Consider the following 14,532-nt stretch of genomic DNA (forward strand, 5'->3'; position numbering starts at 1 on the left):
CGGGGCGGCGAAACCGCTATTATCCCGCAAACTGTCGATCGTTCGGCCTAGGCCGTTCGATGCGCGGTTCGCGCGATGGCCGGATGTACAATACCGCCCATGTCAGATCCTCGCTTCGTCCACCTCCGCGTTCACTCCGAATTCTCGATTGCCGACGGCATCGTGCGCATTGACGACATCGTCAAGGCCGCCGCCGACGACGGTCAGGGTGCGCTCGCCATGACCGATCTCGCGAATGCGTTCGGTCTCGTCCGTTTCTACAAGGAAGCCCGCGGCAACGGCCTGAAGCCGATCGCGGGTTGCGACGTCTGGATCATGAATCCCGACGATCGCGACAAGCCCTCGCGCTTGCTGCTGCTCGTGAAAGATCGGCGCGGCTATTTGAATCTGTGCGAGTTGCTGACGAAGGCGTGGCTCACGAACCAATATCGAGGGCGGGCCGAGATCGACGCGGCGTGGCTCGATTCGCCGCTCAGCGAGGGCCTGATCGCGCTGTCGGGTGCGCAGCAGGGCGACATCGGCCTCGCGCTCGCGGCGGGCAACGAGCAGGCGGCCAAACGTCATGCCGAGCGGTGGGCCGCGTGCTTTCCGAATGCGTTCTATATCGAGCTGCAACGCTGCGGGCAGCCCGGCGCCGAAACCTACGTGCAGCAAGCCGTCGCGATCGCCTCGGCGTTGAAGCTGCCCGTCGTTGCGACGCATCCGATTCAGTTCATGTCCGCGGACGATTACACGGCGCACGAAGCGCGCGTCTGTATCTCCGAAGGCGACATTCTCGCGAATTCGCGCCGCCCGAAGCGTTTCACGCAAGCGCAGTGTTTTTGCACGCAAGCCGAAATGGCCGAGCGGTTCGCCGATATTCCGTCGGCGATTGCCAACACCGTCGAAATCGCCAAGCGCTGCAATCTGACGCTCGAGCTCGGCAAGCCCAAGCTGCCGCTGTTCCCGACGCCGGACGGCATGTCGCTCGACGACTACCTCGTGCAGTTGTCGAAGGAGGGGCTCGAAAAGCGCCTCGTCGAGCTGTATCCGGATGAAGCCGAGCGCTCGCGCCAGCGGGAGGCGTACTACCAGCGGCTCGATTTCGAGTGCGGCACGATCGTCAAGATGGGCTTTCCCGGCTACTTCCTGATCGTGGCCGACTTCATCAACTGGGCCAAGAACAACGGCGTTCCCGTGGGGCCGGGCCGGGGCTCGGGCGCGGGCTCGCTCGTCGCCTACGCGCTCGGCATCACCGATCTCGATCCGCTGCGCTACAACCTGCTGTTCGAGCGTTTCTTGAATCCCGAGCGCGTCTCGATGCCCGACTTCGACATCGACTTCTGCCAGGAAGGGCGAGACCGCGTCATTCAGTACGTGAAGGGCAAGTACGGCGCCGATGCCGTCTCGCAGATCGCGACGTTCGGCACCATGGCGGCGAAGGCAGCGGTGCGCGACATCGGCCGCGTGCTCGATCTCGGCTACAACTTTACCGATGGCGTGGCGAAGCTGATCCCTTTCAAGCCCGGCAAGCACGTGACGATTGCCGATGCGATGAAGGAAGAGCCGCTGCTGCAGGAGCGCAACGACAACGAAGACGAAGTGCGTCAGCTGCTCGAGCTCGCGCAGCGGGTCGAGGGCTTGACGCGCAACGTCGGCATGCACGCGGGCGGGGTGCTGATCGCACCGGGCAAGCTGACGGATTTCTGTCCGCTCTACACGCAAGGCGACGACGGCGGCGTGGTGAGCCAGTACGACAAGGACGACGTGGAAGCGGTCGGCCTCGTGAAGTTCGACTTCTTGGGCTTGACGACGCTGACGATCCTCGATTGGGCCGAGCGCTACATCCGCCGGCTCGACCCGTCCAAGGCCGATTGGTCGCTCGCGCAGGTGCCGCTCGACGATCCCGCGTCGTTCTCGATTCTGAAGAAGGCGAATACGGTTGCCGTGTTCCAGCTGGAAAGCCGCGGCATGCAAGGCATGCTCAAGGACGCGCAGCCCGACCGCTTCGAGGACATCATCGCGCTCGTGGCGCTCTATCGCCCGGGCCCGATGGATCTGATCCCGAGCTTTTGCGCGCGTAAGCACGGGCGCGAGACGGTGGAGTTTCCCGATCCGCGCGTGGAGCCCGTCCTGAAAGAGACCTACGGCATCATGGTCTATCAGGAGCAGGTGATGCAGATGGCGCAGATCATCGGCGGCTACTCGCTCGGCGGCGCCGATTTACTGCGCCGCGCGATGGGCAAGAAGAAGCCCGAGGAGATGGCCAAGCACCGCGAGATCTTCGCGGAAGGTGCGGCGACGAACGGGTTGACGCGCGAGAAGTCCGACGAGATCTTCGACTTGATGGAGAAGTTCGCGGGCTACGGCTTCAACAAGTCGCATGCGGCGGCTTACGCGCTGCTCGCGTACTACACGGCCTGGCTCAAAGCGCATCACCCGGCCGAATTCATGGCGGCCAACATGAGCTTGGCCATGGACGACACGGACAAGGTCAAGATCCTTTACGACGATTGCCTCGCGAAGCACAACGGGATCGACGTACTGCCGCCGGATATCAATCTTTCGGCCTATCGTTTCGAGCCGGTAGCGCATCCCGAAGGCAAGCCTTCGCGCACGATTCGCTATGGGTTGGGCGCGGTAAAAGGCAGCGGGCAAAATGCGATCGAAGAAATCTTGCGCGCGCGCGAGGAGGGGCCCTTCACCGATCTGTTCGATTTCTGCGCGCGGATCGACCGGCGCGTCGTGAACCGGCGCACGATCGAGGCGTTGATCCGTGCCGGCGCATTCGATTCGATCCATGCGAACCGCGCGCAATTGATCGCGTCGGTGCCGCTGGCGATGGAAGCGGCCGACCAGGCGAGTGCGAACGCGATGCAAGCGGGCTTGTTCGACATGGGCGATGCGCCGTCGCGGGGGCACGAGCTCGTCGACGAGCCTGCGTGGCACGAGAAGCGCAAGCTGCAGGAAGAAAAGACGGCGCTCGGCTTTTACCTGTCGGGGCATTTGTTCGATGCCTACAAGGGCGAAGTGCGCCGGTTCGTCCGCACGAAGCTGGCCGATTTGAAGGAAGGGCGCGACAAGCTCGTCGCCGGCATCATCGCGTCGCTGCGCACGCAGATGACCCAGCGCGGCAAGATGCTGATCGCGCTCATCGATGACGGCACGGGCCAATGCGAAGTCACGGTCTTCAACGAGCAATACGAAGCCAACAAGGCGTTGTTCAGGGAAGACGAGTTGCTCGTCGTGCAGGGGCAGGCGCGCAACGATGCGTTTACGGGCGGCATTCGTTTCACCGTGGATTCGGTGATGGACCTCGAGCGTGCGCGCAGCCGCTATGCGCAAGCCGTCAAGGTGTCGATGAACGGCAATGCCGATGCGGTGGCGCTCAAACGGGTGTTGGAGGCGTATATCGCGAAGGGTGAACCGGGTGCCGCACCGGCGGAAGCGGGCGTCGCCCGCGGGGGCGGACGAGACGGCGGCGGGCGCCGCTCGGCACCGCCCGCGCCGAACGGCCTAGCGGTCCGGATTCGCTACACCAACGTCCGTGCGGAGGGCGAGCTGGCCCTCGGCGAGGCGTGGCGCGTGAGACCGAGCGATGAACTGTTGGCCGAATTGCGCACGGCATTCGATAAGAGCATCGTAGAAATCGCTTATTAGCAGTGCCTTGTTGAGCATCGCGCTGTGCCGCGGCTGCGGGAACGCGCAATAGAGAAATGCAGAACGACTAGATGAAACAATCGACCATTGCGGGCGCGGTGCTGTTCACCGAGAGCTCGCCGAATCTCGGGGGGCAGGAACTGCAACTGCTCAGTCAGATGCGGGCGCTTCGTGCGGCAGGGGCAGAAGTGGTGCTGGCATGCCGCCCCGGCTCTCGCATCGAGATTCATGCGATCGGCATGGGGTTGCCCGTGCGCACGTTTCCGTTTCGAAACAGCTTCGATATCCCGACGATATGGGGTTTGCGCGCGTTGATTCGAGCACTGCGTCCGGTGGCCTGCATTTGTCATAGCGGGCACGACACCAACAATCTCGCGATCGCCGCTCGCTTGTCGCACGCTAAGCGTCCTCGATTGCTGCGTTCGAAAACGTATCTCGCCGGCAAGATTTCGGCGAGGACCTACAACCGTTTCGTGGATTGCACGTTTGCACCGAGCGGCTACCTGCGCACGTGTATTTTGGCTAACCCGCAGGTCGATCCTCGGGAGGTCCATATCGTCGCCCCGGGCGTGGACTTCGAGCGGCTCGATGCCGAGCGAAACGAGGCCTTGCCTGCCGAACTATCCCTATGGCTCGAGCGGCAAGATGGCCCGATCATCATGCAGGTCGGCATGCTTCGCGAGGAAAAGGGGCATCTATTGATGTTGGATGCGTTGGCGAAGCTGCGGCGGGCCGGATACCGTTTCCGGTTCGTGATCGCGGGCGCGGGGCCTGAACGGGAAGCCATCGAAGCGCGGGCGGCCAGCCTCGGCCTCGAAGAACGAATCTGGATCGGGGCGCTCACGCCTGTCGCCCCTGCGCTTTCCAAAGCGGACCTGGTCGTGATGCCTTCGCTCGTGGAACCGCTCGGCATGGCGCAGATCGAGGCGGCGGGGCTCGGCATACCCGTCGTCGCCACGAACGTCGGAGGGATTCCCGAGACGATCGTTGACCGGCAGACCGGCCTGCTTTGCAGCCCCGACCCGGACGACCTCGCGCGGGCCGTTGAATATGCGCTGACGCATCCGGCCGAAATGCGTGAAATGGCCGACCGCGCGCAGGCCGACGTACGGCATCGGTTCTGCGTGGCGCGCAACCTCGAAGCGCTGATGGCGTTGATCGTATCGACGTCGCATCGGACGAGGTCCTCGCTGGCGCCGCGTGCACGCGCGAGGAGAGCCGATTGACGGGAACCGCGAGCCAGCGATCGAGGTAATCGCCTCGGTGCCGCAATAGGCCGTTGGGCACTCCGCAACTGGCCGAGAGTGGATCTGCCCCCTTATGATATTTCGCGCGGCTCACGCGTCCTTGCCCGGATCTCTTGCAATCCGGATAATCGTTTCTTTTCAGGCAACTACGTCAATCATTCGACCATGCTGGAGTTCACTGGGGGACCGCAGGCCGGCGCCAAGGCATGCGCGGACGAGGTCCCGCCGCTAGGCGCGCTCGATCTCGTGTCATTGGTCGTACCGTTTTACAACGAAGAAGACGGCGTGGAAACGTTTTTCCGCGAGGTCACGCCCATTCTCGAGCGCATTCCGCAGGTCGACTACGAGATCGTCTGCGTCAACGACGGCAGTGCCGATTCGACGCTGGAGCGGCTGTTGGCCGTGTGCGAGCGCAATGCGCGGGTGCGCGTGGTCGACCTGTCACGCAATTTCGGCAAAGAGGCGGCGCTGACGGCCGGGATGGACGAAGCGTCGGGGGATGCCGTGATTCCGTTCGACGCGGATCTGCAAGACCCGCCGGAGGCGATTGCGCGGCTCGTGGAACGCTGGCGCGAAGGGTTCGACGTCGTACTGGCCAAACGTGTCGAGCGCAGCACCGATACCTACATGAAGCGCGGCACGGCGGCGCTTTTTTACCGCGTGCACAACGCCATCAGCGAAACAGAGATCCCGGAAAACGCCGGCGATTTTCGCTTGATGTCGCGGCAGGTCGTCGATGCGCTCAAGCAGCTGCCCGAAAATCGCCGGTTCATGAAAGGGTTGTTCTCGTGGGTCGGATTCCGCACGGCTCAGATCGAGTACGAGCGGCAACCGCGCATGGCGGGCAAAACGAAATTTTCGGCGTGGAAACTCTGGAATTTCGCGCTCGAAGGGCTGACGAGCTTCGGTACGTGGCCGCTGCGCGTGTGGACCTACATCGGGGGCGGCACGGCGCTGTTCGCGATCGTCTACGCAGTCTACCTTACGCTGCGCACGGTGATTCGCGGCGTCGACGTGCCGGGCTACGCCTCCATCATTACGGCCGTCTTGTTTCTCGGGGGCACGCAATTGATCGGCATCGGCGTCATCGGCGAATATGTCGGGCGCATCTACATGGAATCGAAACGTCGTCCCGTTTACATCGTTCGCCGAGTCTATCGGCGGGATGCTTCGTGAGCGGCGGGCGATTGACGCGCTTTGCCGCCTGCGTCCGGTCGTTGACTTACGCGATCCCCCTCGGCATGGGTGTTTCGGTCCGTCGAACGTGACGTTTGACGTTTCCCCGCGAGCGCGCGGCGGGTCGAAGCGCGCCGATACCGAATAGCGACATTGCATTGGAAAACACGAAATGAAACGAGAAATTCCCGCTCTTTGGCGTTGGCTGGTGCTGGCTGCGGCACTGACGTTCGTGCCGACGCTGTTCTTTCCGTATATCGGCGAAGAGGCGGTCTATACGATCTCCACGCTGGAAATGTGGCATGGGCACGTCTGGTCGACCCCGTTGCTTTTTGGTTCGCGATACGGTCGTCCGCCGTTTCTGAATTGGGTCATGGCGCCGTTCGCCATGGCGTTCGGGCCGATGCACGTGCTCGTGGCTAGCCGGCTCGTTACCGCGCTCTCGACGCTCGGGACCGCGCTCGTGCTGCATTGGACGGCACGCGGCATTGGCGTCGGGGCGCGTCAGGCGTGGCTTGCGGTTCTCGTCTTTCTCAGTTCCGATGCGCTGCTCTATCACGGGTGGCTCGCCTATGCCGATCCATTGCTCGGGCTGCTGACGTTCTCCGCGATGGCCTGCGTGGTCCTGGCAGCGAAGCAGGAGCGCGTGGCGCTGCTATGGGTGACGGCCGGGTGCGTTTTCGCCGCGTTTCTGACGAAGGCGCTGACAGCCTACGTTTTCGTAGGCGCCGCATGGCTCGTGGTTTTCGTCCGGCACGAGCGAGCCCGTGCGACGTTGCTCAAGCCAGCCGCCGTACTGAGCTATCTCGTTGCAGCGGCTGCTCCGCTCGTGTGGTTTCACTTCAATCCTGCAGCTCATGCGGGGAACGAGAGCGCGCAGATGGTCGGAGACGTCGCGCAAAAGCTGCTGCCCCCGAGCGTCGGTGCTTGGCTGAAACAAATCGTCTCGTTTCCGCTCGAGACGTTCTGCCGGTTTTTGCCGATCTCCGCCATCGCGGTCTACGCGATGGCACGCGGGCGATCGACCGGCGAAGCCCCCGCGCGCGCGTGGGAATCGACGATTGGATGGATTGTGTTCGTCAACTTCTTGCCGTACTGGCTCGCGCCGCAAAGCGGCATTCGCTATATCCTGCCGTTGTATCCGTTGATCGCTTTCTATCTCGCGAGCCGTCTGGCCCGGTGCGATGCCCGTATCGAAAGGCTGGCGGTGTATTCGGTCGCCGGCGTGATCGTGCTCAAATGCATCGGCCTGATCGTGTTTCCTCTCTATCAAGCGAAATATCGCGGCGACGCGGTCCAAGTGGCGAAGGAACTCGTCTCTCTTGCGGGCAGCGATAAGGTGTATATCGACGATTCGACCTCCGCCGGATTGTGCATTGCAGGGCCGATGGACAGCATGAGATGGCCTGCCGCGCCTATTACGCATCCTCCAGCGAAAGGGGTCGCCGAGGGATGGATCCTCACGCGCGACGCGAACGAACCCAACTCGCGCATCGTGAAGACGATTCAACTCGGCAAAGAGCGCTTCTTCTTCGTCTGTGTCGGCCGTACCTGCAGCGCGGCGAGTACCACAGCGAGCACCGCGGCCGTCGCCAAGGATTGAAGTAGACTGTCGGCCTACAGTGGCTTTCCCCTTCGACTCGTGACCGCGCGATTTTTTTCTTCCCGTCCGCCCCGCAGCATCCTCGTCGTATGCACGCGGCGCATCGGCGATGTTTTGCTGACGACCCCGCTCGTGCGCTCGCTCAAGACGCGTTGGCCCGACACGCCGATCGACATGCTCGTGTTCCGCGGGACCGAAGGCGTGCTCGAGCACAATCCCGACATACGCAGCGTCATCGTGGTCGCGCAGCGCGCAAAACCGCGTGAGCGTCTGGCCGATGCCGCGCGCATCTGGCGCCGCTACGACCTCGCTTGTGCGGCCACGAGCGCCGATCGTCCGCGTTTTTACAGTTGGTTCGCCGGCAAAAGGCGCGTCGGGCTCGTCGATCCCGACCGCGTCACACGGCTCAATCGCTTCATTCTCGACGGCATCGCGCTCAGCCATCACGACACGGTTCATACCGTCGAGAGCAGCCTCGAAGTCGCGCGCGTGCTGGGCATCGAGCCGGTTGCCGACGTCGTGCCGCCCGGCATCGGCGACGACCCCGCGCGGCGCGCGGCGTTCGACGCGCGCTTCGATGCTCCGCCGGCGGTATCTTTGGGGCAGCCGCTGGCCGTGGTGCACCCGGCCCCCATGTTCGTCTACAAGCGCTGGCGCATCGACGGCTGGGCGGAGCTCATTCGCTGGCTGCGCGCGCAGGGATTCGGCGTCGTCATGACGGGCGGGCCGGCCGCCGCGGAGCGCGAGTATGCCCGGGAGATCGTCGCCGCGAGCGGCGAGCCCGTGCTGAACCTCGTCGGCCAGCTCTCGCTCGGGGAGAGCGCGGAGGTGTTCCGGCGGGCCAAGGTGTATGTCGGGCCCGATACGAGCGCCACACATATCGCAGCCGCCACGGGCATTGCGACGGTCGCGCTTTTCGGACCGACGCAGACGATTCGTTGGGCCCCCTGGCCGAAGGGCTGGAAAGCCGGAGCGGAACTTTGGTCGCTGGTCGGGTCTGGCCGTCGCGGGAACGTCTATCTCGTGCAAGGCGAGGCGCCGTGCGTTCCTTGCCACAAGGAGGGATGCGAGCGGCATCTGGAAAGCCGCAGCGAATGTCTGGTGACGCTTCCCGCAAGCCGCGTGATCGGTGCCGTGGCCGAGATGCTCGGGTTGGATGTGCCGCCTATGCGGGGCCGCAGTGTCGCGGCCGATGAAGTTGCAGTCGTTGACACGTCCGCGCTGGGGCGGCGGCCTCCCGAGTAGGGCGCCAGCAGGCCCGAAGGGCAGGGCCGCCGGCTTGGGCGCTTACCGAGGCGCCGGGACGAGCTGCGTAGCTTCGCGCCGGCTGCTCCGATATCCGCACCCGAGGAGTATGCCGCTCAGCAGGACGAAAACATGGCCTTCGGTGAAGTCGATCAAAAGCGAATTGGCAAGGCTGCCGATTGCAAATGTGGCTAGCCACGCGAGCAGCATATGGCGCGAACGGGGTTCGAGCCGCATCCCGTACCGGCCGACCTGCACGATCAGATTCACGAACAGCAGGAGCCCGGGAACGCCGAGCTCCACGGCCATCAACAGATATTCGTTGTGAGGATTCGACGTCATCGTTCCCTGGGCGCCCGTTTCGCCCATGGTCAATTCGCGGAATTGCTCGCCGAGCCCACCCACGCCATAGCCTGTCAGCGGACGCGAGCTTATGAGCTCGAGGCTCTTGCGATACCACTCGAGACGCAGCCCCGTCGAGGTCACGGCATCGTGCTGGCGATACGCTTGCACCTCGGTGACGACTTCTTCGACGCGACTGCCACGTACCGTGCATGCGACGACGACGAGCACGATTGCCGCGGCGAGCATGCCGAGCCCATACAGGACCGGGCGCACGATCGAATCGCCTCGCGTTTGCCAAACGAAGCGGGCAGCGATGACCAGCGCGAACAAGAGTGCAATGACTTGCCCCGTGCGCCCTTGCAGCATGACGAGCACGTTGGCCAACGAGAGCAATGCGATCGCCGCGAACAGGACGCGCGAGCGTCGCGAGCTAGCGACCAAGGCGAAATCGGCGGCTTGATAGAACAACAGTGCGCCGAGCATGCCGGCGGCGATCCGGTTCTTGAATACCCAGGCGCGCGTGGTCGGGTCCGATGGCGCGTGAGCGGGCCCGAGTGACGTCATGCCCAAGTAGTTCGTCGTCGACAGCACGAGAATGACGCACAAGACGATGAACAGCGCCCACCGCGCCCGGTCGTCCCAATTCGAATCGGCGAACGCGACGATCGTGAGCGGCAATAGCAGCAACTTGTTGTATTTGCCGAACCAAGACCACGCTTCGTGCGCGCCCGCACTGCTGTAACTGACGCTCGCGGCCAATGCCGCAAGCAGGAGCAGGGAGGACCAGACGGCGCCATGGCGAAGCAACGGAGGCAACTTGCGCCAGAACTCCGGTGCGCTCAGCAAGGCCAACGCGAAGAGGCCGCACGCGATATTCGTGAACGCCGTCGATATGGGCGTGCAACAGAGCGCGGCGACGGCAAAGGTTCGGGCTGCGGTCAGGCGATATGAGGGGATAGGGGTGGCCGAAACGTGTTGCAAGTCTGAACTCCGATGGTAAGACGTCGTTGCGCCACGCGGGCGCCCTCGATCGTTGGATCCCGCGGCTCGCGCGCAGACGGCTTTTAGGTGACAACGGCCAAATCTTCGAGCCCTTTCTCGGCACGAGTCGTGCCGTCGGCAAGCCGCGCGAGAACCCTTGCGTGATTCGGGCCCTCGCGATCGCGCGCCGCTTCGGGATGCCATAAATGCAGTACTTCGGTGGCCATGAAGCCCTGCTTTCTACCGATGCCGGCATTATGAAGTCTGGCAACGAGATCGGCATCCTCGTGCCCCCAGCCGACGAAACTCTCGTCGAAGCCGTTCACCGTGGCGACGTCGCTGCGCCAAGCCCCGAGGTTGCAGGTCTTGATGCCGCGCCAGACGAATCCGTCGACGCGCCTTCGCGCAAAATCGGGTAGTTGGACGAGCAGCGGCAGCACCTTGTTGACTTGGCCTGCCGCACGCTGGCGCAGCCAGAACCCGGCGGACTGCTCGGCTAGGGCCAGCTGCTGCTCCAAGACATATGCCGTCAATCGCTCCCGCAGCAAGATGCGGCTACCCGTTACGATCGTCCTGGGCTGCGCGAGCGCACGATGCCGGGCGATGAAATTACGCTGCGGAACGCAGTCGCCGTCGAGGAAGATCAGATAATCGCCGCGCGCGGCCGCGATCGCACGATTGCGGCTGGCCGCCGCGCGAAAACCCTCGTCGGGTTGCCACGCGTGCACGATCGGGATTGGCGAGCGCAGGGCGGTACGCTCGATGAGCTCGCGCGTCGGCAGGCCGGAGCCATCGTCGGCGATCACGATCTCGAAGTTTCGATCGGTTTGCGCAAGACAAGCACCGAGCACGAGCTCGAGCGCATCGGGGCGATTGTAGGTCGTGACGATGAGCGTGACGAGCATCTCAGACCTCACGAGGCTGCCGCGAAGCGCTTGCGTGACGATCGGTCATCAACGCGAGCTTGGCATATCGATAGTAAGTGCCCTCGGCGTTCGCGACGGCGAGCATGAAACCCATCCGCCCATCCAAAAAGCCGCGCCGCACGACGTACGTTCGCAGGAACGCCCAGATGCCCTTGCCGATTGCCTTGCGAAGCGATGAACGCTTCCCGCTCTCGGCCATCGTCAGCGCCCCGGACGTCGAGTACGAGTTCGCCTTGTCGAGCGCTTCGTGCAAATCGTCGATCGCAATGTGGATGATGGGCCCGTCGAAGCGCCCGATCGTGCCGTCGATCACGAGATGGGTGTGCGTGCGCACGTCGGTGAAGCGAGCGCTGCCGCGGCGGAACAGGCGCTCGATGCGGTCGGGCCACCAGCCCGAGTGCTTCATGAACCGGCCGCAGAAACTCGATCGGCGGGGCGTCGAAAACGCTGCATGCGGGCTGCCCTCCGCTAGCAGACGCTCTATTTCGCGCCGCAATTCGGCGCCGACACGTTCGTCGGCGTCGAGGCACAGCACCCAGTCGCCGGTCGCTTCCGCGAGCGCGCGATTTTTCTGGGGGCCGTCGCCGGGCCAATCCGTTTCGAAGACGCGCGCGCCAAGGTCGCGGCAAATGTCCGGCGTGCCGTCGTTGCTGCCGGAATCGAATACGATCGTTTCCATGGCGAGGCCGCGCACGGATTCGAGGCAATCTCGAATATCGTGCGCCTCGTTCATGGCGACGACGATGACCGATAGCGTCGCGCGATTCGCTCGCGACACAGGGCTATCGTCGTGTTCCGGAGGTTGATTGGGCATGGGGAATAAGCCTTTGTATCAGGGCCGGCGGCGTTTCGCCTTCTCCCCCTTTTTTGAAAGGGGCGGCAAGCTCGGCACGTGCTGGGCCGGGCACGGTCGGCGCAACCCGCTATTGTAATCGAACGAGGGCGCGCCGATTTCCCCGTTGCGGGGCCGGGCGACGGCGGATGGGCCCGCGCCCAGCTTGGCTCACCCCGTGGCGACGTTTGGCCGCCGGCTTATAATGCGTCGATTTCGCTCGTGCGCGAGCGAACGGGCGCGGCGCGTCCCCAATACCGGCATCGACGTCGAGCGCGCACCGTCTCCGTCGTGACTGCAGCTACCGCAGCTATACAAGGCAAGGAACCTCTTGGAACCCCAGGCAACACTGAGAAAACCGATCGGCGGCGCCCATGCGTCGTCGACGCCGGCCGTCATGCGGCGGTTGTGGCCCTATCTGAAACCGGTCGTTTGGGTGCTGGTGCTCGCCGTCGCGTCGATGGGCCTGTCCGCCGCCACGGACGCCGGTATTCCCGCACTGCTCAAGCCGCTGCTCGATCACGGCTTCGGCCAGCATGCGAGCGATCACGCGAAGTGGTACGTGCCGCTCGCGGTGATCGGTCTCGCCATCGTGCGCGGCGTCTCGCAGTACGCCTCTCAATACCTGCTCTCGTACGTCTCGAACCGCATCTTGCTGCAACTGCGGCTCGACATGTTCCAGCGCATGATCCACACGAGCGCGACATTCTTCCAGCGCGAGACGGCCAGCACGGTCATCAATGCGATCGTCTTCGAGGTCAATCAAATCCTGGGTGTGCTGACGAGCGTGATGGTGACGCTCGTGCGCGACTCGCTGTCGGTGTTCTTCCTGCTCGGCTATCTGTTTTATCTGAACTGGCGCTTGACGTTGATCGTCGCGCTGATTCTGCCCGGCATCGGCTGGCTCGTGAGCAAGATCAACCGGCGGCTGCGCCGGCTCGGCCGCGAGCAGCAGAACTTGACGAACGAGCTCTCGTACATCGTCGAGGAAACGGTGGCGGGCTATAAGGTCGTCAAGATTCACAACGGCGAAGCCTACGAAATGAATCGCTTTACGGCGATGAGCCAGCGCTTGCGCGGCTACGCCATGCGGATGACGGTCGCGGGCGGTCTCGCGCAGCCGCTCACGCAGATTCTCGCCTCGGTCGCGCTTGCTATCGTCATCACGGTCGCCGTCGTGCAGTCGGCGCACAATCAGACGACGGTGGGCGGCTTCGTGGCGTTCGTCACGTCGATGCTGCTCGTGATCTCGCCGCTCAAGCATTTGATCGACGTGAATCAGCCGCTGCAGCGCGGCGTCACGGCGGCCGAGTTCATCATCGGCCTCATCGACGAGCCGCTCGAGCCGGCCGGCGGAACGCGTCGCTTGGAGCACGCGCGCGGCGAGATCGAATTTGCCGACGTCACGTTCGGCTACGGCGCGGCCGATCGCCCCACGCTCGATCGTGTTTCGTTCGCGGCGAAGCCTGGCGAAATGATCGCGCTGGCGGGCCCCTCGGGCAGTGGCAAGACGACGCTCGTGAATCTGCTGCCTCGCTTTTTTGCGCCGACGAGCGGGCAGATCCTCGTGGATGGCGTGCCGATTCACGAATACGACCTGCACGACCTACGCAGCCAAATCGCGATGGTGAGTCAAGACGTCGTGCTGTTCAACGATACGATCGCCGCGAACGTCGCGTACGGCGGCCCCCCCGATCGCGCGCGCGTGCAGGCGGCGCTCCAGGCGGCGAATCTCTGGGATACCGTCCAGGCCATGCCCGAAGGGATGGACACCGACGTCGGCGGCAACGGCATGCGCTTATCGGGCGGGCAGCGGCAGCGGTTGGCGATTGCGCGCGCGCTCTACAAGGACGCGCCGATTCTCATACTCGACGAAGCCACGTCGGCGCTCGATTCCGAATCCGAGCGCCATGTGCAGGCGGCGCTCGAAACCCTGATGAAAGGGCGCACGACGCTCGTCATCGCGCATAGGCTCTCGACGATCGAGCGGGCCGATCGAATTCTCGTCATGGAAGCGGGCCGCATCGTCGAACAAGGCAGCCACGACGCGCTGGTGCAGCAGGATGGCCTATATGCCCATCTGCATCGGATTCAATATCAACAGCAGGCCGCTTGAGGGCGGATTAGGCGGCGTTTGCGGCTTGCCGTCATCCGCCGGCGTCGAGCGCCGGCGCACGCAACGCCGGCTACTCGTCGCTTCACCTAGACACCACCGGTGACGAGGGGCAGAACGGTCAAGTCGGGATGGGTGCCGTCGACGATCGTGCGGCCGACATGCATGCCTTCCTCGAGTGCATCGGCGGCGCTGGGGAAGCCGACGTCCCCGTCCGCGTGAAACGGCACGGCATGGCCGGGCAACTTCGGATCGGCCCCCGGATGGCAGACGTAGCCGATGTAGGTGTAGTCCTCGCCGGCTCTCGGCGACATCCCTTCCTCTCGTTCTCTAACGACGGGGGCGACGTGGACCTCGAACGCTTCGTATTGGATCATTTGCCACAAGGCGTCTTCTTCGAACATGTGATTCTCCGCTTCGGCTCC

10 protein-coding genes are annotated in these 14,532 nt (G+C 63.9%); 6 read left to right on the plus strand and 4 right to left on the minus strand.

Going from position 1 to position 14,532, the window contains the following annotated elements:
• Positions 1-99: 99 nt before the first annotated feature.
• The 5 genes from dnaE (at position 100) to ACTHNZ_RS00465 (ending at position 8,910) form a co-directional block, all read left to right on the plus strand.
• Entirely contained in the window at positions 100-3,639 is a 3,540-nt protein-coding gene (gene dnaE, locus ACTHNZ_RS00445) for a DNA polymerase III subunit alpha (RefSeq protein WP_440540514.1), read from the plus strand.
• Positions 3,640-3,710: 71 nt separating this feature from the next.
• Positions 3,711-4,865, plus strand: a complete 1,155-nt coding sequence (locus ACTHNZ_RS00450; RefSeq protein WP_440540515.1) for a glycosyltransferase family 4 protein — start codon at positions 3,711-3,713, stop codon at positions 4,863-4,865.
• Positions 4,866-5,051: 186 nt separating this feature from the next.
• Positions 5,052-6,062, plus strand: a complete 1,011-nt coding sequence (locus ACTHNZ_RS00455; protein ID WP_440540516.1) for a glycosyltransferase family 2 protein — start codon at positions 5,052-5,054, stop codon at positions 6,060-6,062.
• Between the two features lie 172 nt (positions 6,063-6,234).
• Positions 6,235-7,665 carry an ArnT family glycosyltransferase gene (locus tag ACTHNZ_RS00460; protein WP_440540517.1) on the plus strand — a complete coding sequence of 477 codons (1,431 nt, stop codon included), beginning with the start codon at positions 6,235-6,237 and terminating at the stop codon, positions 7,663-7,665.
• Positions 7,666-7,704: 39 nt separating this feature from the next.
• A complete protein-coding gene (locus ACTHNZ_RS00465) occupies positions 7,705-8,910 on the plus strand; it encodes a glycosyltransferase family 9 protein (RefSeq protein WP_440540518.1) in 1,206 nt (401 codons plus the stop codon).
• 42 nt (positions 8,911-8,952) lie between these two features.
• Here ACTHNZ_RS00465 and ACTHNZ_RS00470 read toward each other — a convergent pair whose 3' ends face one another.
• From ACTHNZ_RS00470 to ACTHNZ_RS00480, 3 genes are all read right to left on the minus strand, one after another.
• On the minus strand, positions 8,953-10,236 hold the full coding sequence (locus tag ACTHNZ_RS00470; RefSeq protein WP_440540519.1) for an O-antigen ligase family protein: 1,284 nt from the start codon (positions 10,234-10,236) through the stop codon (positions 8,953-8,955).
• An 83-nt stretch (positions 10,237-10,319) separates the two neighbouring features.
• Complete coding sequence (locus tag ACTHNZ_RS00475; RefSeq protein ID WP_440540520.1) at positions 10,320-11,153, minus strand: glycosyltransferase family 2 protein; 834 nt, start codon at positions 11,151-11,153, stop codon at positions 10,320-10,322.
• On the minus strand, positions 11,143-11,976 hold the full coding sequence (locus tag ACTHNZ_RS00480) for a glycosyltransferase family 2 protein (RefSeq protein ID WP_440540521.1): 834 nt from the start codon (positions 11,974-11,976) through the stop codon (positions 11,143-11,145). Before ACTHNZ_RS00480 ends, ACTHNZ_RS00475 begins: the two co-directional genes overlap by 11 nt.
• 349 nt (positions 11,977-12,325) lie before the next feature.
• On the opposite strand from ACTHNZ_RS00480, the gene msbA reads away from it, so the two are divergent.
• Complete coding sequence (msbA, locus tag ACTHNZ_RS00485; RefSeq protein WP_440540522.1) at positions 12,326-14,110, plus strand: lipid A export permease/ATP-binding protein MsbA; 1,785 nt, start codon at positions 12,326-12,328, stop codon at positions 14,108-14,110.
• An 86-nt stretch (positions 14,111-14,196) separates the two neighbouring features.
• Here the strand turns inward: msbA and ACTHNZ_RS00490 are convergent, their stop codons facing one another.
• A complete protein-coding gene (locus ACTHNZ_RS00490; protein WP_440540523.1) occupies positions 14,197-14,511 on the minus strand; it encodes a hypothetical protein in 315 nt (104 codons plus the stop codon).
• Between the last annotated feature and the right edge of the window lie 21 nt (positions 14,512-14,532).

Origin of the sequence: Trinickia sp. (assembly GCF_051953955.1) — a bacterium.
In the GTDB taxonomy this organism is placed as follows: Bacteria; Pseudomonadota; Gammaproteobacteria; order Burkholderiales; family Burkholderiaceae; genus Trinickia.

Excerpts from the sequence above, each read along its gene's own strand:
- dnaE (WP_440540514.1), top strand. The coding sequence starts at position 100 with ATGTCAGATCCTCGCTTCGTCCACCTCCGCGTTCACTCCGAATTCTCG.
- ACTHNZ_RS00460 (WP_440540517.1), top strand. The coding sequence starts at position 6,235 with ATGAAACGAGAAATTCCCGCTCTTTGGCGTTGGCTGGTGCTGGCTGCG.
- ACTHNZ_RS00490 (WP_440540523.1), bottom strand. The coding sequence starts at position 14,511 with ATGTTCGAAGAAGACGCCTTGTGGCAAATGATCCAATACGAAGCGTTC.
- ACTHNZ_RS00450 (WP_440540515.1), top strand. The coding sequence starts at position 3,711 with ATGAAACAATCGACCATTGCGGGCGCGGTGCTGTTCACCGAGAGCTCG.
- ACTHNZ_RS00455 (WP_440540516.1), top strand. The coding sequence starts at position 5,052 with ATGCTGGAGTTCACTGGGGGACCGCAGGCCGGCGCCAAGGCATGCGCG.
- ACTHNZ_RS00480 (WP_440540521.1), bottom strand. The coding sequence starts at position 11,976 with ATGCCCAATCAACCTCCGGAACACGACGATAGCCCTGTGTCGCGAGCG.